Below are 25063 nucleotides of genomic sequence, written 5' to 3'. Positions count from 1 at the left end.
CGACTGTAACTCGCTATTAGACTTCTTTTTAGGCAGCCTCAGCATTCTCAAGAAAAAGAGCAATATTCTACTGAAATCTGGTATTATACTAACCATTAGTGTCAAATTAACGTTAAAGCTAGTATGAGCCTGCTGTTTGACGATTAAGTTATGGATCGCCCAGCAGGAAGCACTCGCTACTCCCCCTTAACGAGGGGAGAACCGGAAGTGTTCAAAGTTCCCCTGATTAAGGGGGATGCGAGGGGGAGCGAGACTCGGATGAAAACGAGAGATACCAAAGGTTTTAGTCTTAAGTTGACACTGATGACTGCTGACTGATGACTAATGACTGCTGACTGATTACTATTGATTAAATTATGCAATTTATCGATCGAGCTGATATTCAAGTCGTGGCGGGTAAGGGCGGCGACGGTATGATCGCTTTTCGCAGAGAAAAGTATGTGCCGGCGGGCGGGCCTAGCGGCGGTACGGGCGGGCGCGGCGGTTCTGTGTTTATAGTGGCGGTGGAAAGCTTGCAAACGCTGCTAGATTTTCAGTACAACCGGATTTTTAAAGCTCAAGACGGGAAGCGGGGCGCGCCGAAGAATATGACTGGGGCTTCTGGGGACGATCGCACGATCGAGGTTCCCTGCGGTACGGTAGTTTACGATGCCGAAACTCAGGCGGTTTTAGCAGATTTGGTGGTTCCCGGACAGACTATTTGTATTGCTCAAGGTGGCAAGGGCGGTTTGGGTAATAAGTGTTTTTTGACGAATTCTAACCGGGCTCCTGATTATGCGTTACCGGGCAAGGAAGGCGATCACAAGTTTTTGCGGCTGGAATTAAAGCTATTAGCTGAAGTGGGAATTATTGGTTTGCCTAATGCTGGTAAGTCAACGCTGATTTCTGCTTTGTCGTCGGCTCGTCCTAAGATTGCAGATTATCCGTTTACAACCTTAATTCCGAATTTGGGGGTAGTTAGAAAGCCGACTGGTGACGGTACTGTTTTTGCTGATATTCCGGGATTAATTGCCGGGGCTCACGAAGGTGCGGGTTTGGGTTATGAGTTTTTGCGACACATTGAACGGACTCGGTTGTTGCTGCATTTAATTGATCTTACTGATGAAGATCCGATCGCCGATTACATCACAATTCAGGATGAGTTGAAGGCCTACGGGCGGGGTTTGGCAAATCGGCCGCAGATTTTGGCTTTTAATAAGGTGGATGCGATCGATCTTGAGGATGAGGAAATTGCAAGTGCGATCGGGCGATTGCAAGAAATTAGCGGTGCTCCGGTTTTGTTGATTTCCGCTGTGAGTCGAGTTGGGTTGAATGAATTGATGCACGAAGTTTGGCAGAAACTCGACGAGATGAATGAGAAAGAGGCTGAGGAACTCTCAGCAGTGGGAGTTTTATAGCCCGGTTCTGATTCATGAGTTTTTGCGGTCATCGGTAGGTGTTTTTTTGAGGGGTCAATTTTTTCGGCTGTATTGCTTGCACAGCAAGGGTTTGAGGTGCAGTGCCGAAAAAAAAACTATGACCGCAAACGCTGTAATGCTTGCTGTGATTAGTTTTGAGGGCTGTTGATTTTTTTGCCTCAAGCCATCGCCGGTGGCTGAAATGATACTTTTACGATCGATTACCTGAAATTCAACGAACTGCGAATCCGCCCGTTGTAATCCACCCTCACCCTCCCATCTTGAAAAACCGTCACCACCGTCTCCACCGTATAAACAGACGCACCCGGTTTGTGACCTTGAAAAGTAAACGTCCAAGAACCATCCCCATTATCAACAAAAGGTGACTCCTCCGAAGCACCGTGCATCGCCGCTTCCGCTCGATATTTTCCTAAACCACCATTAGCATTTTCTGCAGCTTGACGGGCTAAATTTTTCGCGCGATTCAATTCGATATTGTTGGAAATAACCGTAATATCCGTCACTTCGCTTTCAGCAGAACGAAGGGGATTGCTGAATGCGGGAGAAACTCCCGCAGCTAAAGTTGAAAGCGCTAGCAAACAAGCAATTGGGGCGTGTAATTTCATCATACAAAATCATTTATACTTTCTGAAGTCTACAGCACTCGTACTCAGGATCCCGGAAGAGTTAAAAATTGTCCGAACAGCCTCTAAGTTATAGGTTCGCAGTTAGGATTTTAGTCCTGCGATTTTATGCGGACTCAAGTCCTGAATGCGAAACTATTTTAAGGCGAATTAATTAATTAATTTTTAATTTTTACCTTTGAATCGGCAGGCGTTTCCCCGTCGTTCAAATAGCGGTAACTCATCTTAGAAATATCCCGAATCAAACTTTGAGCAGGCTTCTCATTTTCCACCGGATGCTTCACCATCACCGCCACCAAATAACGCTTCCCGTTCGGCAAATCCACCATCCCCGCATCGGCCAGCATTGTATTAATATTACCCGTTTTGTGAGCAATAACTGAACCTTCCCCCAAACCTCTCGGTAGCAAAGTATCGTTTTTTGTTTGCCGCATAATTTGCAAAATGCGATCGCGCGACTTAACCGAAACCAAATTTCCGCGATCGATCTGCGCCATAACATTAATCAAATCCTTCGGGCTAGTAGTATTAGTTCCCTCCAAATCCGGCAACTTATTTCGCAGTACCGTCGCCCTCAAACCCCAAGCGGCAAAATGCTGATTCAAAACCTCAGCACCTCCCAACAATTCAATCATCATATTTGTCGCCGTATTGTCACTGATTACAATCATCTTTGTGACAACTTCCAAAGCCGAATATTTCGTACCCGCCGGATCGTCCTGCATTTGCCCAGAACCGCCCACAATATGTTCCGGCTTCAGCGTCACCACCTGATCTAACCGCACTTTGCCTTCATCTACTGCTTGGAAAAAAGCTGCTAAAATCGGCAATTTAATCGTGCTAGCTGAAGAAAAAGGCACGTCGCCGTTAAAATTTAGGTAGCTTCCAGTATCTAAATCAACTAAAAATATCCCCGCATTCAAGGTAGGATTTTCTGTTGCCATCACCTGAACTTGTGTTTTCAAAGCTCCTAATTCTTGATTCAGTTGTAGGGCTTCTGAAGCCAGCGGGGCTGCAACTGTGCTGTCGGATGGGTTTTTTGGCTGTGCGGGCGTTTCTTGTGTCGCTACAGCCGATCGATTCACAGCATTCGCCACCGACAGCAGAGTACCGCAAATCACCGCAATCCCAACTCCCAAAATCAGCAACCGAGTGGCGTACACCAACGGCGGCACCCTGGGAATAGCAGATTTTTTGCCCGGTCTATTGCTCCCTTGCGGGCGCGGTTTCGGCACAGGGGTTTTTTTGAAATTTGGGGCTGTTTCCAGCTCTAGAATAGCCGTTGGGGGCGCACTGGAGCGACTTTTGCGGGGGGCGCGGGGTTTTGTAGTTTCGGGCTCGTTGATGGGATTGCTGGCGATCGAACTTACATTTTCCAGACTTGGCTGTGGAAAATCGAACAAATCGACAGCCGCGAGATTTTTTTTGCGCGATTGGCGACTTTTCGACTGCGAAATTTTGGTAGTTTTGGGTTTTCTAGGGTTAATTGCCGATTTTGGATCGGACAAAAAGTCCTGTGCATTCAATTCTTCGGGGGAAGGCGCGGGAGAATTGGCTCTAATTTTCGTGACGCGGCTTGGTTGCGGTGATAAAGTGGCAGGTTCGGATGCTGGAATTTCTGGGCCGTTTGGCGGTTGGGGCGGGCGACGGCGGCCGGATTTGCCAGACTGACTTGTTTTGCCCGATTTAGGCGGTTGTGGCCCGGAGTTGGTAGAGGCTATCGAGGACATCACTGATAATATCGATCGTTTGGGAAACCGCTCTGCCACGTCTTACTCCTTCTGCACTGTAAATTTCAAGTTTAAGATTTTTTAGGTTGTCAGCCAATCAATTTGAGATTTTAGATTGGGAATTTTAGATTTATCCGAAACGCACCCGTGGTAGAAACCGGGTTTCTTGCCGGGAAATTACCTTAAAGTTGAGGTTTTTAGTCAAGAAACCCAGTTTCTTTGGTGACAAGCGGGTAAATCCTGTTCGCCAACAAGCCTCAATCTTACCTCCCAAATTATCTGCATTTCTCCTAGCTATCCGCTGGATTTTCCGGCAACGCATCCAGAGTATCAGAAACTGGCGATCGCGCGTAATTTTTTATTGCCCAATCTGTTTGGCGGAGAGTGCCCCGCAGCATGGCGACTTCATCCACTGTCGGATAGGCGCGATTGTACAAACGCCGAAACTTTTCCATCCTACTCGCTGCGGTGTGCGACTGCAAATATCCAATTTTCAGCAGCAGTTTTTCTAGTTGCTGGTAATATCCCTCTAAATTTTCCAGCGGAGCACTGTTGGGGGGATTGGGAGAGGGGGGGATTGGGAGAGGGGGGGATTGGGAGAGGGGGGGATTGGGAGAGGGGGAGAGGGGGGGATTGGGAGATTGGGAAAATATACCCTCGGACTTTTCCCTTCTCTGCGTAGCATCCGTTAAATCCGCTACAAAATCCGCTGCCGAACTTCCTTCTTCCTTCTTCCTTCTTCCCTCTTCCTTCTTCCTTCGGAAACCTTCTTCCCGATATAATTCGTAGCAGCAAATAGCGACTGCTTGAGCGAGATTTAGGGAGGTGTAAGCATCGCTGCTGGGAATGCGGATCAGGCGCTGGGCGCGGTTTAATTCGCTGTTAGTCAAGCCGCAGTCTTCTCGACCAAAAATTAGGGCGCTGGGGGCTTCTAGGAGCCAAGGTAAAGCATCGGCGGGTGCTTCTAGCTGCATTGGGTGCGATCGACTGTCGTCTCCTGTAGTGGCGATCGCCCTGACACATCCTACCAAAGCTTCTGGTAAAGTTGCTACTACTTTAACCGTTTCCAAGACATCGGCGGCGCGCACGGCCATCAGTCGGGCTTCTTGCCCTAAATGATCGCATTGGGGATTGACCAAAATTAATTGGCGCAAACCCATATTTTTCATGACGCGGGCTACTGAACCCACGTTTAATGGCCCTGCGGGTTCGACTAAGACGATTCGGATGTTGGTTAATGCCGTTGCGACCATTGTTACTGGGAGATAGCTGAATTATAGTTATTGCATAAATCCTTGAATTTATCGGAAAACTGCAGATTTAATGTAGGTTAACGCGGATTAACGCGGATAATTTAAGATAGTGTCTTGTCAAAATTAGCATGGCTAAGCAGCGATCGAAATCTGACTTACCGACTAAGATGTGTCCTGTGTGCGATCGACCTTTTACTTGGCGCAAAAAATGGGCCGACTGCTGGGATGAGGTGAAATACTGTTCGGAACGCTGTCGCCGCCGTCGCAACAGTTCAGAAAATTAAAAATGTTTTGCTCTTTGCCAAACAAAAGCTAAGATTGCAAAAGAAAAATTTTATGGTTAAAAATATGGCATCGCAACAAGTGCAACCAAAGTTAGTTATTCACGGCGGTGCCGGTAGTTCTCTACACAGCAAGGGCGGAATTGAGGCGGTTCGCAAATCGCTTTATGATGTTTTGGAGGCCGTTTATCCGCTGCTCAAAGACGGTGCGAGTGCGGTAGATGCGGTGATACAAGGCTGTCGGTTGTTGGAAGATGACCCGCGATTTAATGCCGGTACCGGTTCTGTGGTGCAGTCGGACGGGCAAATTCGGATGAGTGCTTCGCTGATGGACGGTTTGCTGCAGCGTTTCAGCGGGGCGATTAATGTTTCTCGGGTTCAAAATCCGATCGAACTTGCTAAGTTTTTGCAGGCTTCGGACGATCGGGTATTGTCTGATTTTGGGGCGGCGGAATTGCTGCGAGAACTTCATTTGCCGATTTACGATCCGATGACGGATTTGCGTTTGCACGAGTGGATGCAGGAACGCCAAGGCAATTTTAGCAAGGCAATGGCTGATGTGGTGGCGGAACCTGCTGGTGTTGGTACGATCGGAGTTGTAGCTTTGGATGCCGCGGGGGGTTTGGCTGCTGGAACTTCGACTGGCGGCAAGGGTTTTGAACGGATCGGGCGGGTTAGCGACTCGGCGATGCCGGCGGGAAATTACGCGACTGGTAATGCGGCGGTTAGCTGTACGGGTATCGGCGAGCACATTATGGATGAGTGTTTGGCGGCGCGGATTGTGATTCGGGTAACGGATGGTTTGAGTTTGAAGGCTGCTTTTGAGCGTTCTTTTGCGGAAGCTGACTCGCGCCAGCGGGATTTTGGGGCGATCGGGATTGATGCTAGCGGTGCGATCGCGATCGGCAAAACTAGCGAGGTAATTTTGGGTGCTTTTCACGACGGTACGCAAATGGGCGATACTTTGGAATCCAACCAGGGAACGCTGATTTTTGTTGCTTAAAAAGCTTTCTGGATCGTTAGTTCAGATCCCCGACTTCTCCAAAGAGTCGGGGTGCTCGATCGGTGTTATTTAATATCAAGTCCCGATGAATAATTATCATAAAATTATCATTCGTAGGTTTGGTTGAGCGAAGTGACACCCAACGTCAAATTGAAGATTGTGTTGGGTTTCATTCTTCAACCAAACCTACCTATATCATAAGCGATCGCCCGGATATTATATAAAGATCCGACAACTTTACCCCAAACTCAGGATTCCCGCCACCAAATCTACCACTAACCGTTTAGTTTTTAGCCATTCCATCCCGATGATAATTTCTGGGATCTCATCTCCTACTACCACAGGAACATTAAATTCTTGACCGTCAATTTGTACAGTACCGATATAAATACTAAAATCACCTTCTCCTCGTGCCGTATTCATGGGGTATTGATCATCTACAAGTGGCCAATTAAAATCTAAATCTTGGCTGTTCATCGCCAACCAACCGGTGAATCCAGTATCTAGAAGGGCATCCACAAATATGAGTTCGCCATCATTCCCTACCAAACTTATTTCAAAAAATACTTGATTTCTCTCTTCATCAAACCTTCCTTGAATCATAAAATACTGCCGCAAACTCCGGTTTCATTCAAGCGCCGAACAACCATTAGTTTCTGGGGATAATTTGTTAGCAGTTGTCCAAAAGCGACGAGTTGATCTTTCTCAACAAAATATTCGCCACTATCAGGATCGATAACAACGTACCAATTATAGTGAGTCGCCATGAGTTCGTCACGGACTCGTTCAAAAATCGGGCGACAGCGCTGCCACCGCATTTGGCTTTCAGCTTTTTGTTTTGCTTTCTCTTCGGGAGAAATTGGAGTTTTTTTGTATTTGTCAGAGATCCGGCGGGGTTTCCAGCCGGCAGGTGCTGTTATCATAGTTTTTTTGTATTGGCTCTGAATCTATTTTATCTATTTTAGCAAATATCGCCTGTGACCTTAACAATCTTAACTTCGCAACTGCCAAAGTTTAACTGTACCATTCTCGCTGCCGCTAACCAGATTTTCGCCCAAATGCCCGATCGCCAACGCAGACACAGGGCCCGAATTTCCCTCCAAAGACTGCAGCAACTCGCCGCCAAGATTCCAAAGTCTGACAGTGCCGTCAAAACAACCCACAGCAAAGTATTTCCCGTCGGGGCTAATGGCGGCGGAAGTGATGCGAATTCCTGTTTCCATAGAATGCAATAATTCGCCTGTTTGCAAATTCCACAGGGCGAGATTTTTGTAGCCGTAACTGACAAGAATTTTGCTATCAGGAGTAATTGCTACATAATTTTCGCTGCCAAACGTTCGCCGCACTTCGCCGCTGGGAAGTTCCCACAAAGTGACTGTGGCGCGACAGAAACCGCTGGCTGCATTGAGGCCGCTGGCTACTAACATTTTGCCGTTTGGACTCAGGGCGATCGCACTTATATCATCTCCTTGATAGCCTTCCAAAACTTGCAGCAGTTGGCCGCTGTTGAGGTGCTGAAGCTTGACAGTGCCTCTGGTGGTGCCGATCGCCAAAATTTGCCAGTCGGGGCTCACAGCGACGGATTCGTGGCGGTGTACGTCTGCTAAACGCTTCAGCAGTTCGCCGTTTTGCAGGTTCCAGAGTTTGACTGTGCCCGCGCGCGATCGTGTCAGCAGCGTTTTGCTAGCGGGGCTGAAAGCAACTAACAACACGGCTGTTGAATGTCCGCAAATAGTCCGCAACAGTTCCCCGCTGTGCAAACTCCAAACCTTCACTGTACTGTCGTGGGAACCTGTTGCGAGTAATTGTCCGTCGGGACTGATGGCGGCGGATAGAATGCTGTCTGAATGTTGGAGAGTGGCTTTTAAGGTTGCGCCGGATGAGGTTTTTAGTTGTTTTTTATACCGGGCTATATCCAGCCAGTCGATCGCGTCTCTCCAATTTTTGAGAGCATTTCGGGGCCGATTTGTCAGCGTTTCTATATATCGATACAAAGTTTTAGATAAGTCAACCTCTACACCTTTGATTTGTTTGTTGAGAAGTGCCGCTATTTCGGCCGGGCTGCACCCGCACAGCAAGCCGCACAAATGCCTTTTTTCCACTGGTGTCAGCCCTCTTCTGGTGTGGGGGGCAAATTCTTGTTTGGCGTTTGCTAAGTCGCTGTAAAGCTTTTCGATGTCCCAGTCGCGGCTAGCCCGTGTAAAAGGTTCTTCTGGTCTATCGAGGTTTGAGGGTGTCATTTGTGGCAGTCGCGATCGAGTTCCTAGTCAAATTCCTAACCAAAATCCTAACATTCGCTGTGCGCGATCAAACTGCTTTCACCGCTAATCTATTTTTAACACAGCAAACAACCAAAAGAGTTTCGGGTAAAAAATCTGCGGAAATCCTGACTTCTACAGTTTGCTAAATAATTCTACATTAACCGGAGAAACAAAATGCCTGGTATTGCGATCGCCTTATTTTTTGGCCTCGGTTTGATTTTAAGTCTTGTTGGCTATATTTGGGGATTAGTTCAAGCTTTCGGACAGGAAACTTTTTGGGGAGTGCTTTACTTAATTGTACCCTGTGCTGCCTTAGTTTTTTATATCAAAAATTGGAGCAATCAACAAATTAGAAAAACTTTCTTGATTCAATGTGCTGGCTTGCTAATGTTTATTTTGGGAGGTCTTACTACTTCAGTATTTTATGGCGCAAATTTTACAAACAGCCCGGATTCTGAGCTGAATCAAGAACTAAAAAATAACAATCCATCGCCCTCTTCTTTTCCTGGGGATCTTAACACTTCTCCATCACCAAGTCAAAAATCACCTCCGAGTTCTGGGCTATCTCCTCAAAGTTCTCTAGCACCCGATAGCAAAGATGAGTTCAAACAATCGATGAAACTCGGCTATGTCTACTACGCGCAGCGAGACTATCCAACGGCTTTAATCCATTTTAACAAAGCTTTGGAGGCGCGATCGGGCGATGGTTATGCTCTCAAGGCTGTTGAAAATACCAAAAGCGCGTTAGCGAAGCCCTCGAAGAGGATCGTCCAAGCAAAGGCTAAATAACCCACATACACATTCACTTGAAATTGATTAAACATAAAATCATGAAACAGACATCAGATAAACTAAAATTCGTAGAAATGTTCGCATTTTGGATACAGCTATTTGTTGGGGGGAGTTTTTTATTGGTCGGTTTGTTTGGGGGTTTGTCTTCTGGCAGTTTTTTCGTTTATTTATTTGCTGTAGTTGGTTTGCTGTTGATGATATTCGTAGAGATTGAGACAATTACATTTGACAAAAATCTCGGTCATCTGACTATCAAGCGGCATAAACCACTCATTGCCAAGACGAAACTTATCAAACACCTACTTCAAGATATTTCAGGTGTGGAAATACAGGAAATGTCAAGTAGCGAGAGCAATACCTATCGTATCTGTCTTGTGTTGCACTCAGGTAAGCAACGTGTTCCTCTAACTTCTTCCTTCAGCACTGGTTTAGGAAGCAAGCACAAAAAAGCCGAAGTCATTGCGACATTTTTGGATATCCGAAATTACGGTCTTGATGGCTTTCCCACAGACAACTCTAACGAACTTAAATGGGAGACTATAGCAGAGGAAATTACCCACTGGGAAACTGCAATCAAAAGTGATTCTAATGATGCTGATGCTCACCTGAGATTGGGATTAGCTTTGATGCTTCAAGACAAAACAAAAAATAAAGAACAAGCAATGGGCTATCTAAAACAGGCCGAGACTTTATTCAAAGCTCAAGGCTGTGACGAAGAAGCTATGCAGGCTGCTCAACTTTACGGCGCGGTTTATTGGGGAATGCTGGGAAAGTGAAGTTCAGATGCAGTCTTGGATACACTCCGACTGAAGAAACCGGGTTTTTTGCAAAAAGATGCGTTGTAATCTGCCGATTCGGTAAAAAGTCCGGTTTCTCGGTTTTATCTAAGTCCTAATTATCCAACATCTCAACTTTACAGCCAAGTTTGAATAAACTCTTGTGGGGAGTAGGGGTTTGGCATCTTGGCCGCCCTCAACATACAATAATTATGACTTTTCTGAATTTAATTAATGAATTATATGAATTGACCTGAACAAAAAACTGTTTGATAATTGTAGTTAAGACCTTTTCTGTAAAAATAATAGGAAAACTAAAGTTCTAAGTCAAAATTCTATAAAACTTGTAGTTGGACGCTTCGGGAAATAGAGGAGTATGGCAGATGTTTAATTTATTAAATCTTAGTTTCTAAATAACCTTGTTTAAAAAATCCCAATATCGACTTATGAAAGTTATCAAGCAAACACCAACTCAACTCACAATTCAAACTTGTAGATTCTGGGATGGTTTGTTATTAATTTCTCCTTTTATCGTAATTGGCTTAGGGCAGATTGTTTTCGGGTCAAATTGGATAGGTGGAGGTATATTTTTGTTGTTTTCGCTGTGTTTGTTGGACGGCGTAATAGATGAGATCTATATTTTTGATAAAAGTTGTGACAAAATGACCGTTAAACGACGGGGTTTGTGGCTGAATCGCGTTACACAAGGCTCAACTCGCAATATTTGTGCGGTGGAATTAAACGCAATAGCAGATAGCGAGGGGAATTTCAGCTACTATGTTGATTTGTTGATGTTGGGGGGCGATCGCGTTTGTTTGGGAAGTAATGCGATCGCCAAAGAACAGCAAAAAACTGTTGACTTGATTTGCGAGTATCTGAATTTAGCACCGCACAAGTCAGCGATCGGGATTAAAAATGAGAAAATTGTGTTATTTTGATGCGCACAGTCTCATATTTCTTTGCTAAAGCTGTTGATGGTAGCTAAAGCTCTAATTGCTGAGATTTATCAACGTTTTTATGCGTTTATTTAAGATTATTCGCCACCCCACAGCTTATCTCAAACCAAGGCGCAAGTAAACTCGTGACATTAGTTGTAGGGGAGAAATTTTTAAGCTAATCTATGAATAATACAAAATCCGACTTAAATACCCCCTTGATTCTTTAGTGCTTCTGGCCTAGAAGGAAAGGAAAGTTTGGGATGCGTTTCAACCGCCCGCTAAGAGAGGAGTTGTTGGCGCGGATTGGGTTGAATCGCCGTTACGCATCAATTTTTGGGCGAGTCTGCGAGTAAGCTGTTGCTCATATAGATTTTGTAGGGGGATTGAGGGGGAGAAGGGGAGAAGGGGAGAAAGGGAGAGGGCGATCGCACTAAGGAATTAAAATTTAATAATATCAAATCCTCTCTTCATCGCAATAGTAAATTCACTATTGACTGTTGACAGTTAACATCATTCCGATGTAACCGGAAACGATATAAATTAAGCGATTGGCGCGTTACTTTCGCTCTGCCTGGTAATGCAGATTGGGGAGGATATGCCTCTCTTTAACCCTGAGCTTCTGGAGAGATAGAAGTGTGGCAGATGTTTAATTTATTAAATTTTCGTTCCTTTAAGCTGTTGTTAGTTTGTGGGTGTGTCCTTCGCTCGAAAGGTTATATATATTATTAGCTTTTGTGCGATCGGGGGAAAACAAAAGCTAATAAATATTTCGTTAACATTCAATCAAGAACATCTTAGACTTTAGCCCACTGACATTCCCCGCGACAAATCAATCAAGAGTGTCAGTTCGATGGTGAAAAGCTAGAAATCATCCCAACCTTCAAGGCTAGAAGACATCACGTAACTGGTGACACTGGACTCAAAGAAGTTGGCTTTTGTGTTTGCCTCTTTCTTTGTATCCGAAAATCGCTCCAAATGAGCGTAGGGGCTTTTCTTGTATTTCATATCAGGAAAAAGCGGTTCTAAGCCGATCGCCTTGAGTCGCTGATTCGCAAGGTACTTTGTATATTGCTCTGTGCTGCTGGTTGTGATACCTAGAATGCTATCTCCAACAATGTGCTCGGCCCACTGAGACTCGTGTTCCACCGCAGTCGCAAACATTTCGTAGATTTGCTCCTGACTGTGCGGAAAGATTTCCATCGCTTCTGGAAGTAATTTCTGATACAGCCGCACATGGGAAAGTTCATCTCGGTTGATCATTCTAAAGATATCGGCACTTCCAGCCATCAGCATCCGTGAGGACAGATTGTAGAAAAAGTTGAATCCATTGTAGAAGTACAACCCTTCTAGCAGATAATCTGCCATCAGCGAGACAAAATAGTTTTCTGGGGTTGGATCGTCAACATACTTTTGATACAGTCCGGCGATGAATTGACAGCGCTGTTTCAACACTCGATCGCTGCGCCAAAACTCATAAACTTGGGAACGGCGATCGCTAGGAACAATGGTTTCAATGATGTACTGATAGGACTGATTGTGCATTGCCTCCTGAGAAATTTGTTCCGCCATGCACAAGGAGATTTCGGGTGCGGTAACACTATTTTTGATGTGCGGCACATTGCAGGTTTGTACCGAATCGAGAAATGTCAGATAGCTGAGGATGCCATCAAAAGCTCGCCGTTCCCCAGTCGTGAGATTAGCATAATCAGTCACATCCTGAGTCACATCAATTTTTTCAGGAATCCAAAAGTTTTCCCGCATTTGTCGGTACAGCCCAACTGCCCAGCCGTAGCGAACATCGTTCAACTGCATTAAGTTGGTTGTTTCGCCAAACCAAATTTTGCGATTTCCTGTTGCATCATTCCCCAGGGGATTGAACACGGGGTTAATTGGCATTCGATTTGATGCAGTCGCTGGAATGGGTGTAGCTAGACTTAAAACCATTGTGAGTTCATCCGATATAGTTAATACAACAATTGAGGGCAGTTCATGAACACAGTTTATCAACCGTGAAATAATCAGTTAATTCGCGCAAGCAACACAGCCATCGTTAGATTCTTTGAAACTATCTTTCTGTACGGTGCGAATGTAGTAGATTGCTTTGCAGCCAGAGTGCCAAGCTAACACCAAGATGTCAAAGATATCTTTTGCCTTGAGAGAGCGATCTGGTTCATCAGGAAAATACACACCTGCATTTAGATTGAACAATAATTCCATTGAAATTCCTGTATCAATCCACTGCTGCATCGTGGCGATCGCGTGGATTACCACCCGTTGATTCAGCGTCTTGTTTTCACTGTAAAACCAGAAATGATCCCGAATGTAAGGTGGCGCAACCGGAACCGTCCCTTTGGCCCATTTTTCATAGAAGAACCTGCTATAAACGGGCAACACACTGGCAGTACAACCTTGGACTAAGGATGAAGAGGTATTGGGTGCGATCGCCGTGATATGGGAATTGCGAATGCCATGCTGTTGAATCGCCTGACTCAAGGTTTGCCAACGTTCCGGCTGACGGGCGTTTTCCAAAAACCACTTCACGGGCTTTGCTCCTACCAAATGACCTTTACTCCATTCACTGCCGGGAAAAGCAGGATAGGCTCCTCGCTCTTTTGCCAGATTCATTGATGCGGCGGTGCAATAGTAACCGATGTCTTCAAACAGATTGCTAATCTCTTGCAGGTGATTGTAAGTTAGATGGCGCTTGGCCAACCAATCGGCTAACCCCATGCAGCCCACTCCGATCGTGCGATATTTGTTGTTATGTGTGGTGCTGGCGGCAAAGGGCGGTGTGGTTAGATCGATCGTGTTATCCAAAATCCGCACGGCTGTCTGACAAATCTGTTCGATCGATCGCGCATCATCTTCTAAATTTGCCAGATTAAGGCTGACCAAGTTACAGGTATGGGCTTCTTCCCCTGGCTTCACATTCGACCAAGATTCCTGACAGAGATTTCCACCTGGAATATAGCCTTGATGCTGATTAGGATTTGCCAGATTGACCGTATCCTTAAACCAAAGATAGGGCATTCCAGTTTCTAACTGAGTTCGCATCACGTCTTTGAACAACAGACGAGCATTCACCTTTTTGTATAGCGTAATTTCTCGATCCAAGCTGGCTTCGATTTGAGCGTAGGCAGCTTCAAAAGATTCTCCCCACAGTTCAGCCAGTTCGATGCCCAGCTTTGTTCGCACCTCATAGGGGTCAATCAGCGTCCACTCCGCATCGGCTTCCACTCGTCGCATGAACTCATCACTAACCACCAACTGCGGAAACACATCATAGGCTTTCCGCCGCTGATCCCCATTCTCGGTTTGCATCTCCAAAAATTCGGGCAAATCCAAATGCCAGGTATCTAAACTGACGGTGATCGCCCCGGCTCTCCGTCCGCCCTGATTGACGGCGATTGCGGTATCGTTGAGCAGCTTCACCCAGGGAATCACCCCGCCCGAAGCATTGGCTTTCCCCATCACCCAACTGCCCGTTGCGCGAATCCGAGACAAATTCACGCCGACACCGCCACCGTTTTTAGAGATCCTAGCGGCATCATGAATCCCAGAAAAAATGCTTTCGAGATTGTCATCTAATGCGGTGATAAAGCAACTGGCGAGAGAACCGTCAGGAATTCGCAGGTTTGCCAGAATCGGCGTTGCCAAAGAAATCTGCCGGCGTGCCAACATTTCATAGAACTGCTTGGCCCACTGGAGCCGCTGTTCTGGTGCTTCCGCCCAGGCCAACAACAGCGCACAGGTCAAAAGGGATTCTTGGGGCAATTCATTCGGCAATAGATACCGTTTGGTCAGCAACACGGCTCCAGCGTAATCGTAGTCAGCATCCCAATCCGGCTCGATCCACTCATTGGCAATTTCTAACTCTGCGGGAGTGTAGGTCAAGATGCGACGATCGTACTGCCCTTCGAGGACTTTAGCTTGCACAGTCCGGGCATAGTCACCATATTGATAGCCCCGACTCACCTGAATGTCTTTCCACAAACTCCAAATGTGCAGCCTCCCTGCGGCATAGCGCCAATCGGGTTCTTCAGGACTGCACAACTCCAACGCACAGCGGATCAGATTGTCTTGAATTTCTCTGGTTGTAATGCCGGGACGCAGCTTAGTGGTCAGGCTGGCTTCTAGGGCGATCGGGTTTGCCGATAGTTCTCGACAAGCCCAGTTGACGACTGCGCGAATTTTTGTAATATCGAGTTCCGTCGTAGAACCATCTCGGCGAATCACCTGAATATTGCTTGTAGAAAACTCGGCAACAGATGTAACTTGCATGGCAATTAATAACGATTAAGGCGCAGTGGATAGGAAGGCAAACGAATCCAGGAATGGATTATAAAGTGCCACCCCTTGAGACATAAAAAATGGGCAATTGAAAAGTCGTAATGACTAGGTTAAAAGCAATGCTTCAACCAGAACCGATCGACTTTCAAAGCAAATATTTTCAAAAACCCGATCGGGGAAAATCCGCCCCAGGATGATGCCTAGTTCGATCGGTGATTTGCGCTCAGTATAGATCAATTATTGTCACTTCGCACATTAATTTACGCTATTGCTAGCGTTGAGATCGGGACTAGACGCTACATATTGCTATATGACTAGGTTTGTAGGATTAGAGGCAGCATTTCCTCGCTCTACAATCAATCTGGCAGCGATTAAACAAAGCAGTTCGATCGCGTTCAATTGTGCTATAATCCGCGACTATTCGGTTTTGGTGAAAAGCAGCCATCAGACGGAAAGAGGAAAGAGCAATGCAAATCTGCCGCTGTCCCGCAACTGTCAGGAGAAGTGCTATAGCGGTTCTCAAGCGTGGTGAGATATGCCCTATGTCCTATGTCCTATGCCCTATGTCGGATAGTACCTCCTATGAGAACACAGAAAGGCTACATACAACACGATTACGCTGGTTTCAGTTTTCGTGGCTTGATTAGTTGACTTTTGCGCCCCACCGACAGAGATTAACTACAAAACTAGCCGGTGCGATCGGCGCAGTCAACAGAAGAATGTGCGTACATAATAATGTTATTTTTCCGGTTCTTTGAGTTTCCAACCTGGTTTGACAACTTGCCGCGATCGGGCAATTACTAAACAGTCATTCGGCACTTCTTCAGTTACGACAGAACCTGCTGCTACTGTAACATTTTCTCCCAAAGTTATCGGTGCAACCAGCACGCTGTTGGAACCGATTTTAGTTCCCGATCCTATTTGAGTTTTGTGCTTATTCTTTCCGTCGTAATTGGCGGTAATTGTCCCAGCACCGATGTTGACTTTTTCTCCCAAACTCGCGTCGCCTAAATAAGACAAGTGAGCGATATTAGTTCGATCGCCAATTTGAGCATTTTTCAATTCTACAAAATTGCCGACGCGACAGTTTGCGCCTATTTGGGCGTGTCCCCGCAAGTGCGCGTAGGGGCCGATTCGCGAATTTTCGGCGACAATGCTGTCAGAAATTACCGAATAAAGCACAGTCACATTTTCGCCAATTTGACTGTTTTCAATCAAAGATCCGGGCCCGATGCGACTCCTGGAGGCGATCGAAGTTTTTCCCCGCAAATGAGTTTGCGGTTCAATTACCACATCCGCTTGCAACTCTACGGTATCATCGATCGTAATGCTGTGGGGATCGATAAGTGTCACTCCCGCCCTCAGCCACTTATCCTTGATCCGCGTTTGCAAAATATCGGAAGTTGTGGCTAAATGTTTGCGATCGTTAATGCCCAATATTTCTTGATAATCTTCGACATCCACCGCCATCACCGGAGAAAGGCTACTTACCGTATCAGTTAGGTAATATTCTTTTTGGTCGTTATCTGCCTTCAAATCTGGCAAAATTTTCTCTAAATCCGGCCAGTGAAAGCAGTAAACACCTGCATTAATTCGGTGGTTTTGCTTTTGAGCTTGGGTGCAATCTCGGTCTTCTATAATTTGCTGAACTAAGTTTTGACTGTCGGTAAATACTCGCCCATATCCTTGAGGATCGGGCAAATTAGCTGTCAATATAGTAGCCGAGTTTTGGTGCTGTTTGTGAACGGCCATCAATTGTTTGATAGTTTCTGCCCTCAGCAAAGGTACATCGCCATTTAAGACCAGCAAATCTCCTTGAAATCCCTCTAAGTGAGGCAGCAATTGTTGGATGGCGTGACCGGTTCCCAATTGTTCGGTTTGTTCGACAAATTCTAGGGGAGGAGATTGAGGATTGTCCGCTATTTCTTTACCTTCAATCAGAGATTCTTTAACGAGTTCGCTGCGATAACCGACTATGACAAGTCGCCGGGAAATTTCAATTTCTTGACAACTTTGAAGGACTCGCTCAACGAGGGTTCGCCCGCCCAATTCGTGGAGAACTTTGGGCAAGTCAGATTTCATGCGCGTGCCGCGTCCAGCCGCTAAAATTGCTATTGCTATCATTGTGCGATCGAGTTTTTTGCTATAAAAACTTGAATATTGACTAACTGATGATATCACTCACAGTCCGTCGATGCCACTGCGATCGCACAATTTTTTAATCTTAAATCTCCAATCTTCAATCCGGGCGTGCCCTGTCTTTTTCCCGCCGGATGTCGGTTTGAGGCGCGAGGCTTGCGGTTTGACTCGATCGCCCTGGGGTAGATAGAGCTCCGGGCACGGTATCAAATTTCCGACGACTGAAGTCCTTACTACAAAACGGACTCAGGTTTTTCGTGAGGAGTGCAGTTTTTCCCGAAGGGATGCCGCGGGGGCGATCGAGAGCGATCGTTTATATCTGCGATCTGCGATTTGCCGCGATAGATTATACTATTTGTTGGATTTCACTTATGTCAATTTAATGTCAAGTTGCAAATATCTCGATCCCCCTAAATCCCCCTTAAGAAGGGGAGTAGGGGTTGACTTTGATCGGAATCTTGTCCCCCCCCTTATTAAGGGGGAGTAGGGGGCAAGCTAAGGGGGGATCGGATTCGGGAGCAGCCTCATAAAAAATTGGTGTTATGGTGTTTTAAACTCAAAAAAACTATTAGTTGCTCCTTCTTCCTCCTTCCTTCTTCCTTCTTCCTTCTTCGGACTTCCATCCGTTACATAATCCGTTGCCGAACTTTCTGCATTATCAGGTGTCCAGCTATGACAGAGCTTAATTTTCAGGAACTTGCCAAGGAGGGAGATCCGCAGGCGATCGCATCTTGGCTAAACAGCCAGTTACAATCTGAAGGGATCGCAGCCTCCGCGCACCTCGACGACGACTGTTTGGATATAATTCTTGAAGCCGAGCAAGTACCGCTCGAACATATATTAGTTGATTTTGTCCGCAGCCAACTGACAGATTTGCAGCCGGATTCGATTAGCAAAGTGAAGGTTGAGGGGCGAGAAATCGGTCAGATTGTGCCTGCTTGGATTCAGGAGTTTAGTTTAGAAAACAGCACTTTGGAACAACAGAGCTTTGTAGAAGAATCTGTGCCAGATGCTGCTGTTGCGAAGGTGGAAGATCGCACAGAAGAGACACAGAGTGATATTGAGGAGGAGCAATCGGCGGAATTAGCGGTATTTGAGAAGCGGTTGCGATCGACTTTTATTGTCGTCGCGCTGGTTACTGGTATGTTGGCGATCGCGGTAGTAGCATTTGTCGGTAAAATTTTGAACGAGCAGCCAGCAACTGCGGGGAATAAACCCGATGAAATAGCGAATTTACCAACTGTACCGGATACTTTTCGAGACGCAGTTAACAGCGCAGTTAAAGCAGCAGAATTAGGGCGAGTCGCAAAAACCAAGGAAGATTGGACGATAGTTGGCGATCGCTGGCAAGAAGCAGTATCGTTGATGAGAAGAGTACCGGTGTCTAGCTCCAACCATCAACTAGCTCAGACAAAAGTAATCGAGTATCAGAAATACCTGCTTTACGCTCAAGAAGCCGCAGTAAATCCACCCCAGCCAGAGCCAACTCCCGCACCAGCCAAAAAAGCCGAACCGGATAAAAAAACTCCTAAGAAATCTAATTCCCCAAAAGCAACTTCCGAGAAAGAAACTCCTAAAAAATCTAATTCCAAAAAAGCAACTTCGGAAAAAGAAACTCCCAAAAAATCTAATTCAGAACAGCCAGAACCGGAGCCAGAAACTCCTAAGAAATCTAATTAAAAAAGCCGAATCCGAGAAGCGGTAAGTGCGCCGCATTCCGCCCTAATTAGGAAGATTTTTTGTCCACAAATGTAGATATAAAACACCGATTTAAACACTTATGAATGACAACGATTTAATTGTTTCTTCTGAATGGTTGGCCGCCAATACCGAAAATCCGCAAGTTGTAATTATTGACTGTAGGTTTTCCCTCGCCGATGTCGAATTGGGACAAAAACAATATCAAGAAAGTCACATTCCCGGAGCTTTTTATTTAGATTTAAATCGAGATCTCGCGAGTGCAGTTGGTAAACATGGCGGCAGACATCCGCTGCCAAATATTGAAGAATTAGCGGCAAAATTGAGTGCGGCTGGCATTAATTTAGGAGAAACTTTAGTTGTGGCTTATGACGATTCGCGGCTGGCTTTTGCGGCTCGTTTGTGGTGGCTGCTGCGATACATGGGACACAGCAAAGTTGCTTTGTTAGATGGCGGTTTTGGCGCTTGGAAGGCGGCGGGATATCCGGTAACAAATATTTTGCCGGAATCTCGGGAGGGTAAATTTGTACCGGAATTGCAGCGGGATGCGATCGTTGACATTCAGGCGGTAAAAGAGCGAAAAGACTTGCCGGACAGGGTTTTGGTTGATTCGCGAGAGAGCGAGAGATACGCGGGCTTGCGGGAGCCGATCGACCCGATTGCAGGTCACATTCCGGGTGCTGTCAACTACCCTTGGCAAGGGGTGACGGATGAAACTGGAAAAGTGCGATCGACCTCGGAACAAAAACAGCGGTGGACGGAATTAGGAAAAGCGGAAGAAATCATTGTTTATTGCGGTTCTGGGGTGACAGCTTGCGTTAATTTACTGTCTTTAGAAATCGCCGGAATTCCCGATGCAAAACTTTATGTCGGTAGCTGGAGTGATTGGTGTTCCTATCAATTGTAGGGTACTTACCAAAGCATTAATTATTCGTTACCAGGCTCTGCCTGGTAATGCAGATCCAGAGGCTCTGCCTCGATGAAAGCCAAGCGAGGCAGAGCCTCTGGACATCGGTTCCCAGGCAGAGCCTGGGAACCAGTTACAAAGCGGACTAAAGTCCTTACTACAAACCGATATTAAGATAATGCCCTAAAAATCGAAGTAAATATAAGGCAAACCGCCTTCGGGAGCTAACAGCCAAACTGCGTAGAAACAAAGCGGCACTAATACCAATTTCATCGGCCAATTTAACTCAATTTTCAAAATGCGATTGAAGCCATAATTAAGCAGCATTGCTGCAGCCACAGCCGCCAATATCCAAGCCAACTGCACTCTGTCCAAACCCAAAGCTTCCACATAAACTTTATTAGCAAACTGTACGTCAGCAGGGTGTCCCCACAAATGGGAAATCGCCCATCCAGAATCTTTTAAATCGGGAAGGCGGAAGAATATCCAACTACTAAAAACCATCGCCTGAGTCAGCAGCCAAGCGATCGCCATCCCGATCGGATTTTCCCACAAAAACTCGATTCGCAACCGCTTAAAAGTCACATCTGTTAATCGGTGCAGCGCCAAAGCCAAACCGTGCAAAGCCCCCCACACAATAAATCCCCAAGCCGCCCCGTGCCAAACTCCCGCAATTAACATGACGGTGAACAAATTGAGACAAGTGCGCCACAAACCGACGCGGGAACCACCCAACGGAAAATATAAATAATTTCGCAGCCAATCGCCCAAAGTCATGTGCCAGCGCCGCCAAAAATCACCGATGCTGGTAGTAAAATAAGGGAAGTCAAAATTTGGTGGCAAATACCAACCAAGCAGCAAAGCAGTACCGCGCGCCATGTCAACATAGCCGCTAAAATCGAGATAAAGTTGCAGCCCATAAGCAAAAATTGCCAGCCACAAATCCTCGCTTCCCGCCCGTTGTAAGTTAGTAAAGCTTAAATCGACATAAATTCCCAAGTTGTCAGCAAAAAGACCTTTTTTAACTGCACCGAAGGCGATCGTCCAAAGTGCTTCAGAAATGCGATCTGGCGTCGGAAAACTCTGGGATTTTAGTTGATAGATCAAGTTGTGATAGCGAGTAATCGGCCCAGAAATCAGTTTCGCAAAAAACAACTTGTAAGCAGCAAAGTGCAGCAGCGAAGTAGCCGCCGGTGCGCCTCGGTACACGTCAATCAAATAAGAAATGCACTCAAAGCAAAAGAAACTCAATCCCAAGGGTGCGATGACGTGAGTTTTTACCCAGTTAGCGCTGTCGAGAGCAACTGGCCAATTCAACAAAGTGCCGATCGAACTCAATACAAAAGGCACATACTTAAAACCCAGCAACAGCAACACATTCAGCGCAATTCCGATCCACAGCAACCACAAACGGCGGCGGTTCCAAGAAGCATTAGCAATCCGCCAATCTAGAGGTTCTCCAATCGCCATCGCCAAGCAGTAATTAAACACAATACTGACTAACAACAGAGGAATGTACCAAATTTGCAGCGAAGCGTAAAAAATCAGACTACCTACCAGCATGATAAACAGCCGCCACCACTGCAGCGGAACTGACCAGTAAGCAGCTAACAAAACTAACAAAAATAGGACATATTGAAGGGAAATGAAAGTCATGCGATTTTAGATTTTGGCTTGGCGATTTTAGATTGAAGATTTTAGAAGAGCTTATTTTGGTAAGGGTTTGGATCTTAGCTTTGGATCTTAGCTAAGGTTGCATTATTTTGCGATCGAACCTTTGCTAAAAACGATATCGATCGTGCATTTTAGCCGATCGCGCTAACACAAACAAAAACACAGCCTAAGTCCGTACTGTACAGTCGGCAACTTAGAACTGATACATTTTACAGTACAAGTGTTAAATGCTGTTACAAATTAAATAAACTTTCTTTTTGTCAACCTATAGCCTTTCTCAAAAAAGTGAGGTATGCCCTATGCCCGGTTTGCCCTATGCCCGGTTTGGCCTATCCCAGATAGTACCTCCTATGAGATCGCAGAAAGGCTATATCTGCGTCAATCTACCTTAAATCTGCGGTTTCCCGATCGAAGATTGATGCAACCAGTCTAAAAACTAACCGACGATCCCAAACATTCAGCACCGCTGGCAGCCCCGATCGCGATACAATGAATTTCTGCCAGCAAGTCCTTGGGAAAATGAAAGACACTCTTCATTCTCCACCACCAAAATTTTTGCTGCAGAATCCCGCACAGGCGATCGAGAATTTGCTAGAAAAAGCGGTGTTTTCACCCCCTTAGCAGCAGACATTTCCAAAGGTTTTTCTAAATCTCCATCATACACAACCGGCAAATTGACCAAAAAAGTCGATCCCGCTCCGGGCGAACTTTCAATTTCAATACTTCCCCCCAGAAATTCAGTCATTTTCTTACACAAAGATAATCCCAATCCCGTGCCTTTCACGCCCTTCTGCAAGTGATTTTCGATTTGGACAAATTCTTCAAAAATCCGCGTTTGGTCTGCTGGCGGAATACCAACGCCCGTATCTGCCACGGAAAAAGTAACAGTTCCCTCCTCTTCCATTTCCGCAGCAACTCGCACTTCGCCGGCTTCAGTAAACTTAAGAGCATTTGAAATCAGATTTCGCAAAATCTGAGAAAGTTTTCCCTCGTCCGTTGTGAGGGTTGGAAGTTCCCGAGGCGCTTCAAAAATCAGAGTAACGGCAGAGTTTTGGGGTAGCAGGGGGCGCATCATTCCCCGCAGCACGCTGAACAAATCTTCGACTTCAAAATCAGCAACGCGAACAGTGACTTTTCCAGCTTCTACTTTGGCTAAATCTAACGAGTCGTTAACAAGTTCTGCCAGAGAAAGGGCAGATTTGTGAATAGAATTTACTTGCTTTTCTTGTTCTGGTGAAAGTTCTCCGTCGAGGCGCTCTAACAAAATCTCGGAAAGACTTAAAATTGCCGTTAGGGGAGTGCGAAACTCGTGGCTCATATTGGAGAGAAAGCTGGTTTTTAGTTCGCTGGCGCGCTGGAGAAATTCTGCTTTTTCGTTCAATTCGGCGTAAAGTGCCACAACTCCGCGATTGGTATCTTTTAGTTGTTGATTTAACTGTACGAGTTCTTCTTGACGCTGGCGGAGTTCGTCTAAAGTACGCAGCAATTCTTGATTTTGTTGCTGAATTTCGGCGTAGGGATCTTCGGGAATTTGGCGCGCTAGTTTGTCAACTAATTGATTTAGTTCGATCGCGCTTAGAGCAGGCATTTGTTTAGAAAACTGCTTAATTAACTGTACAGCAGTTCCGCGATCGGGCGAAGAATCGATTTGCACGTCATCCATCAACCGTTTCGCCGCCGCCAAACCGAGTCCCGCACCGGTTTGCGATCGAAAATCGGGGCTCAAAACCGCCGATAAATCAGCAATTCCCGGCCCGCTGTCAGAAATCCGAGTCCGAAAAAATTGGCGCGATTCCCCTTCCACAATAAATTCTACTTTACCGCCGCCTGCATATTTAAAAGCATTGCGGGCAATTTCGGAAACTGCTGTAGCGATGCGAGTTTGTGCTTGGGAATCGAATCCTAGCCCCTTAGCAATTTGGCGCGCTCTTTGGCGTACTTGTACGATATCTTGCTCAAAGCGGACTTCCGTCGTCAGGATTGGGTAACTAATGCCATTTTCGATTTTCGACTTTCGATTTTCGATTGTGGAATCACTGATGACTATCATGTTTGAGTTCTCGCCTACAGTTTCATTTTTTTTTGAAAGTGGTATGTATTAAGCTGGTTGTCTTACCTTAGCCACGACAACTGTCATATCATCGCGAGTCCGTTTGAAGTCCCGGTAGAGCACCGCCGCGATTAAAGCCGGATGTCTCGCGGCCAAACCCGGATAGCGGTTGAAATCCCACTGCGTCGCCAAACCGTCGGAGTGCATGACTAGCAAGGAATGCGGCGACCAAGGATAGACAAATTCTGCTACTTTGAGCATCCGATGTCCAACAGTACCGTTGTAAGAAACCATGCTGCGGCTGCGGTTATCTGTCACGACTACACCAGAGATATTGCCAATTCCGGCAAAACAGACTGTTTGTTGGGTACGATCGATCAGGGCGATCGCAGCAGCCGCTCCTCTGGTATTTTTTAAAGCAGCGTGCGCCTTCTCTAAAATAGCTTTCGGCCCGAGTTTAGCACTTTCCCCAAATACCCGGACAGCTTCTTGCGAAGCTTCCTCCGCCAAAACCCCGTAGCCGAGCCCGTCAGCAACTAAAATTAGATTTTTGTCCCGATCGTTTTCTGTCGCCCAGGAATCCCCGCAAATTTGCTCTCCTGCTTTCGGCAAGCTGACGACCCCAAATTCCAAGTAATTGCTGTTTTGGGAAGTTTCCAGGCGATTCTGAGTCGGTTCCAAGCGCATTAATAAAGCTGTCCCCAGTTTCGGTACAGAATGAATATCAAAAAAACTAGAAAGGCGTTTAATCGCGCCGAGTCCGGTTCCCAGAGTTCCCGCAGTCGAAAAACCGTCTCGCAGACACTGGCCGACATTTGCCATTCCCGGCCCCCGGTCTAACGATACTATTTCAATGCTATATCCTGCGTCTGTTTTTACAGTTTGCAGCAAAATCTCTCCTTCGCTGGCGTGTTTTACCGCGTTTTTTGCAGCTTCGGCGGTGACAATTGCTACTTTACCGCGATCGGTCTCATCAAATCCGACTTCGGCCGCGAGGGCGACTGCAATTCGCCGCGCTTCTCCGACTTGACTTTCTTCTGTTACTGGCAGGGCTAAGGCATTTATCATTATTTTGTAGTTTTAATCTTAAGCTAGTCAGTAGCCATTAGTCATTAGTCATCTTGCCCGCTCGCGAAGTAGAAGGGTAGTCATCACTCATCATCTCAGAAACCGGGTTTATTGGAATATTTTTCGTCACCAAACGCCAAAATCGAAGAAACCCGGTTTCTC

At 46.1% G+C, this 25063-nt stretch carries 21 protein-coding genes; 9 read left to right on the top strand and 12 right to left on the bottom strand.

Features of this window, described 5'->3' with window-relative positions; genetic code table 11:
• Nucleotides 1-150 precede the first annotated feature (150 nt).
• Together QT998_RS11835 and obgE are read left to right on the top strand one after the other, a co-directional pair.
• Complete coding sequence (locus QT998_RS11835) at nucleotides 151-318, top strand: hypothetical protein (RefSeq protein WP_333091477.1); 168 nt, start codon at nucleotides 151-153, stop codon at nucleotides 316-318.
• Nucleotides 319-356: 38 nt separating this feature from the next.
• Nucleotides 357-1397 (top strand): GTPase ObgE, encoded by a 1041-nt coding sequence (gene obgE / locus QT998_RS11830; protein WP_333116983.1) that lies wholly within the window; start codon nucleotides 357-359, stop codon nucleotides 1395-1397.
• Between the two features lie 221 nt (nucleotides 1398-1618).
• Here the strand turns inward: obgE and QT998_RS11825 are convergent, their stop codons facing one another.
• The 3 genes from QT998_RS11825 to QT998_RS11815 form a co-directional block, all read right to left on the bottom strand.
• The gene (locus QT998_RS11825) at nucleotides 1619-2026 is read right to left on the bottom strand and encodes a hypothetical protein (RefSeq protein WP_228050322.1); all 408 of its coding nucleotides are present in this window, start codon (nucleotides 2024-2026) and stop codon (nucleotides 1619-1621) included.
• Between the two features lie 173 nt (nucleotides 2027-2199).
• Entirely contained in the window at nucleotides 2200-3771 is a 1572-nt protein-coding gene (locus QT998_RS11820) for a serine hydrolase (protein ID WP_333091473.1), read from the bottom strand.
• A 290-nt stretch (nucleotides 3772-4061) separates the two neighbouring features.
• The gene (locus QT998_RS11815; protein ID WP_333218010.1) at nucleotides 4062-5024 is read right to left on the bottom strand and encodes an RNA methyltransferase; all 963 of its coding nucleotides are present in this window, start codon (nucleotides 5022-5024) and stop codon (nucleotides 4062-4064) included.
• 128 nt (nucleotides 5025-5152) lie between these two features.
• On the opposite strand from QT998_RS11815, the gene QT998_RS11810 reads away from it, so the two are divergent.
• Nucleotides 5153-5308, top strand: coding sequence for a DUF2256 domain-containing protein (locus QT998_RS11810; RefSeq protein WP_333091470.1), 156 nt, complete (start codon nucleotides 5153-5155; stop codon nucleotides 5306-5308).
• Between the two features lie 64 nt (nucleotides 5309-5372).
• Nucleotides 5373-6308, top strand: a complete 936-nt coding sequence (locus tag QT998_RS11805; protein ID WP_333117484.1) for an isoaspartyl peptidase/L-asparaginase — start codon at nucleotides 5373-5375, stop codon at nucleotides 6306-6308.
• A gap of 237 nt (nucleotides 6309-6545) precedes the next feature.
• Here QT998_RS11805 and QT998_RS11800 read toward each other — a convergent pair whose 3' ends face one another.
• The 3 genes from QT998_RS11800 to QT998_RS11790 all read right to left on the bottom strand — a co-directional run bounded on the left by QT998_RS11800 (nucleotide 6546) and on the right by QT998_RS11790 (nucleotide 8548).
• Nucleotides 6546-6911, bottom strand: a complete 366-nt coding sequence (locus tag QT998_RS11800) for an aspartyl protease (protein WP_333091469.1) — start codon at nucleotides 6909-6911, stop codon at nucleotides 6546-6548.
• Nucleotides 6908-7231 carry a hypothetical protein gene (locus tag QT998_RS11795; protein ID WP_333091468.1) on the bottom strand — a complete coding sequence of 108 codons (324 nt, stop codon included), beginning with the start codon at nucleotides 7229-7231 and terminating at the stop codon, nucleotides 6908-6910. The genes QT998_RS11800 and QT998_RS11795 overlap by 4 nt, the downstream gene beginning before the upstream one ends.
• Before the next feature lie 69 nt (nucleotides 7232-7300).
• Nucleotides 7301-8548, bottom strand: a complete 1248-nt coding sequence (locus QT998_RS11790) for a WD40 repeat domain-containing protein (protein ID WP_333091467.1) — start codon at nucleotides 8546-8548, stop codon at nucleotides 7301-7303.
• A gap of 195 nt (nucleotides 8549-8743) precedes the next feature.
• Here QT998_RS11790 and QT998_RS11785 point away from each other — a divergent pair, with 195 nt between their 5' ends.
• From QT998_RS11785 to QT998_RS11775, 3 genes are all read left to right on the top strand, one after another.
• Nucleotides 8744-9358 (top strand): hypothetical protein, encoded by a 615-nt coding sequence (locus QT998_RS11785; RefSeq protein ID WP_333091465.1) that lies wholly within the window; start codon nucleotides 8744-8746, stop codon nucleotides 9356-9358.
• Nucleotides 9359-9375: 17 nt separating this feature from the next.
• Nucleotides 9376-10137, top strand: coding sequence for a tetratricopeptide repeat protein (locus tag QT998_RS11780; RefSeq protein WP_333117485.1), 762 nt, complete (start codon nucleotides 9376-9378; stop codon nucleotides 10135-10137).
• A gap of 446 nt (nucleotides 10138-10583) precedes the next feature.
• Nucleotides 10584-11075, top strand: coding sequence for a hypothetical protein (locus tag QT998_RS11775; RefSeq protein ID WP_333117486.1), 492 nt, complete (start codon nucleotides 10584-10586; stop codon nucleotides 11073-11075).
• A gap of 861 nt (nucleotides 11076-11936) precedes the next feature.
• Here QT998_RS11775 and QT998_RS11770 read toward each other — a convergent pair.
• The 3 genes from QT998_RS11770 to glmU form a co-directional block, all read right to left on the bottom strand.
• Nucleotides 11937-12971: a ribonucleotide-diphosphate reductase subunit beta gene (locus tag QT998_RS11770; protein ID WP_333091461.1), complete on the bottom strand. Its 1035-nt coding sequence runs from the start codon at nucleotides 12969-12971 to the stop codon at nucleotides 11937-11939.
• A gap of 126 nt (nucleotides 12972-13097) precedes the next feature.
• Nucleotides 13098-15356, bottom strand: a complete 2259-nt coding sequence (locus tag QT998_RS11765; protein WP_333117489.1) for a ribonucleoside-diphosphate reductase subunit alpha — start codon at nucleotides 15354-15356, stop codon at nucleotides 13098-13100.
• Between the two features lie 747 nt (nucleotides 15357-16103).
• Nucleotides 16104-17489, bottom strand: a complete 1386-nt coding sequence (gene glmU / locus QT998_RS11760; RefSeq protein WP_333091458.1) for a bifunctional UDP-N-acetylglucosamine diphosphorylase/glucosamine-1-phosphate N-acetyltransferase GlmU — start codon at nucleotides 17487-17489, stop codon at nucleotides 16104-16106.
• 687 nt (nucleotides 17490-18176) lie between these two features.
• On the opposite strand from glmU, the gene QT998_RS11755 reads away from it, so the two are divergent.
• On the top strand, nucleotides 18177-19184 hold the full coding sequence (locus tag QT998_RS11755; RefSeq protein WP_333091457.1) for a hypothetical protein: 1008 nt from the start codon (nucleotides 18177-18179) through the stop codon (nucleotides 19182-19184).
• 100 nt (nucleotides 19185-19284) lie between these two features.
• Nucleotides 19285-20109 carry a sulfurtransferase gene (locus QT998_RS11750; RefSeq protein ID WP_333117496.1) on the top strand — a complete coding sequence of 275 codons (825 nt, stop codon included), beginning with the start codon at nucleotides 19285-19287 and terminating at the stop codon, nucleotides 20107-20109.
• Between the two features lie 183 nt (nucleotides 20110-20292).
• Here QT998_RS11750 and QT998_RS11745 read toward each other — a convergent pair whose 3' ends face one another.
• The 3 genes from QT998_RS11745 to QT998_RS11735 form a co-directional block, all read right to left on the bottom strand.
• Nucleotides 20293-21765 (bottom strand): MBOAT family O-acyltransferase, encoded by a 1473-nt coding sequence (locus QT998_RS11745; RefSeq protein WP_333117497.1) that lies wholly within the window; start codon nucleotides 21763-21765, stop codon nucleotides 20293-20295.
• Between the two features lie 475 nt (nucleotides 21766-22240).
• Nucleotides 22241-23833 (bottom strand): ATP-binding protein, encoded by a 1593-nt coding sequence (locus tag QT998_RS11740; protein WP_333117499.1) that lies wholly within the window; start codon nucleotides 23831-23833, stop codon nucleotides 22241-22243.
• A gap of 48 nt (nucleotides 23834-23881) precedes the next feature.
• Nucleotides 23882-24901, bottom strand: coding sequence for an ATP-binding SpoIIE family protein phosphatase (locus QT998_RS11735; RefSeq protein WP_333091450.1), 1020 nt, complete (start codon nucleotides 24899-24901; stop codon nucleotides 23882-23884).
• Between the last annotated feature and the right edge of the window lie 162 nt (nucleotides 24902-25063).

This window comes from Microcoleus sp. S1D4, from assembly GCF_036700765.1.
Classification (GTDB): domain Bacteria; phylum Cyanobacteriota; class Cyanobacteriia; order Cyanobacteriales; family Microcoleaceae; genus Microcoleus.
Note: the sequence above shows the minus strand (reverse complement) of the source record. Positions and strands in the feature narration are given on the sequence as shown.

Excerpts from the sequence above, each read along its gene's own strand:
- QT998_RS11835 (WP_333091477.1), top strand. The coding sequence starts at position 151 with ATGGATCGCCCAGCAGGAAGCACTCGCTACTCCCCCTTAACGAGGGGA.
- obgE (WP_333116983.1), top strand. The coding sequence starts at position 357 with ATGCAATTTATCGATCGAGCTGATATTCAAGTCGTGGCGGGTAAGGGC.
- QT998_RS11825 (WP_228050322.1), bottom strand. The coding sequence starts at position 2,026 with ATGATGAAATTACACGCCCCAATTGCTTGTTTGCTAGCGCTTTCAACT.
- QT998_RS11820 (WP_333091473.1), bottom strand. The coding sequence starts at position 3,771 with ATGTCCTCGATAGCCTCTACCAACTCCGGGCCACAACCGCCTAAATCG.
- QT998_RS11815 (WP_333218010.1), bottom strand. The coding sequence starts at position 5,024 with ATGGTCGCAACGGCATTAACCAACATCCGAATCGTCTTAGTCGAACCC.
- QT998_RS11810 (WP_333091470.1), top strand. The coding sequence starts at position 5,153 with ATGGCTAAGCAGCGATCGAAATCTGACTTACCGACTAAGATGTGTCCT.
- QT998_RS11805 (WP_333117484.1), top strand. The coding sequence starts at position 5,373 with ATGGCATCGCAACAAGTGCAACCAAAGTTAGTTATTCACGGCGGTGCC.
- QT998_RS11800 (WP_333091469.1), bottom strand. The coding sequence starts at position 6,911 with ATGATTCAAGGAAGGTTTGATGAAGAGAGAAATCAAGTATTTTTTGAA.
- QT998_RS11795 (WP_333091468.1), bottom strand. The coding sequence starts at position 7,231 with ATGATAACAGCACCTGCCGGCTGGAAACCCCGCCGGATCTCTGACAAA.
- QT998_RS11790 (WP_333091467.1), bottom strand. The coding sequence starts at position 8,548 with ATGACACCCTCAAACCTCGATAGACCAGAAGAACCTTTTACACGGGCT.
- QT998_RS11785 (WP_333091465.1), top strand. The coding sequence starts at position 8,744 with ATGCCTGGTATTGCGATCGCCTTATTTTTTGGCCTCGGTTTGATTTTA.
- QT998_RS11775 (WP_333117486.1), top strand. The coding sequence starts at position 10,584 with ATGAAAGTTATCAAGCAAACACCAACTCAACTCACAATTCAAACTTGT.
- QT998_RS11770 (WP_333091461.1), bottom strand. The coding sequence starts at position 12,971 with ATGCCAATTAACCCCGTGTTCAATCCCCTGGGGAATGATGCAACAGGA.
- QT998_RS11765 (WP_333117489.1), bottom strand. The coding sequence starts at position 15,356 with ATGCAAGTTACATCTGTTGCCGAGTTTTCTACAAGCAATATTCAGGTG.
- glmU (WP_333091458.1), bottom strand. The coding sequence starts at position 17,489 with ATGATAGCAATAGCAATTTTAGCGGCTGGACGCGGCACGCGCATGAAA.
- QT998_RS11755 (WP_333091457.1), top strand. The coding sequence starts at position 18,177 with ATGACAGAGCTTAATTTTCAGGAACTTGCCAAGGAGGGAGATCCGCAG.
- QT998_RS11750 (WP_333117496.1), top strand. The coding sequence starts at position 19,285 with ATGAATGACAACGATTTAATTGTTTCTTCTGAATGGTTGGCCGCCAAT.
- QT998_RS11745 (WP_333117497.1), bottom strand. The coding sequence starts at position 21,765 with ATGACTTTCATTTCCCTTCAATATGTCCTATTTTTGTTAGTTTTGTTA.
- QT998_RS11740 (WP_333117499.1), bottom strand. The coding sequence starts at position 23,833 with ATGATAGTCATCAGTGATTCCACAATCGAAAATCGAAAGTCGAAAATC.
- QT998_RS11735 (WP_333091450.1), bottom strand. The coding sequence starts at position 24,901 with ATGATAAATGCCTTAGCCCTGCCAGTAACAGAAGAAAGTCAAGTCGGA.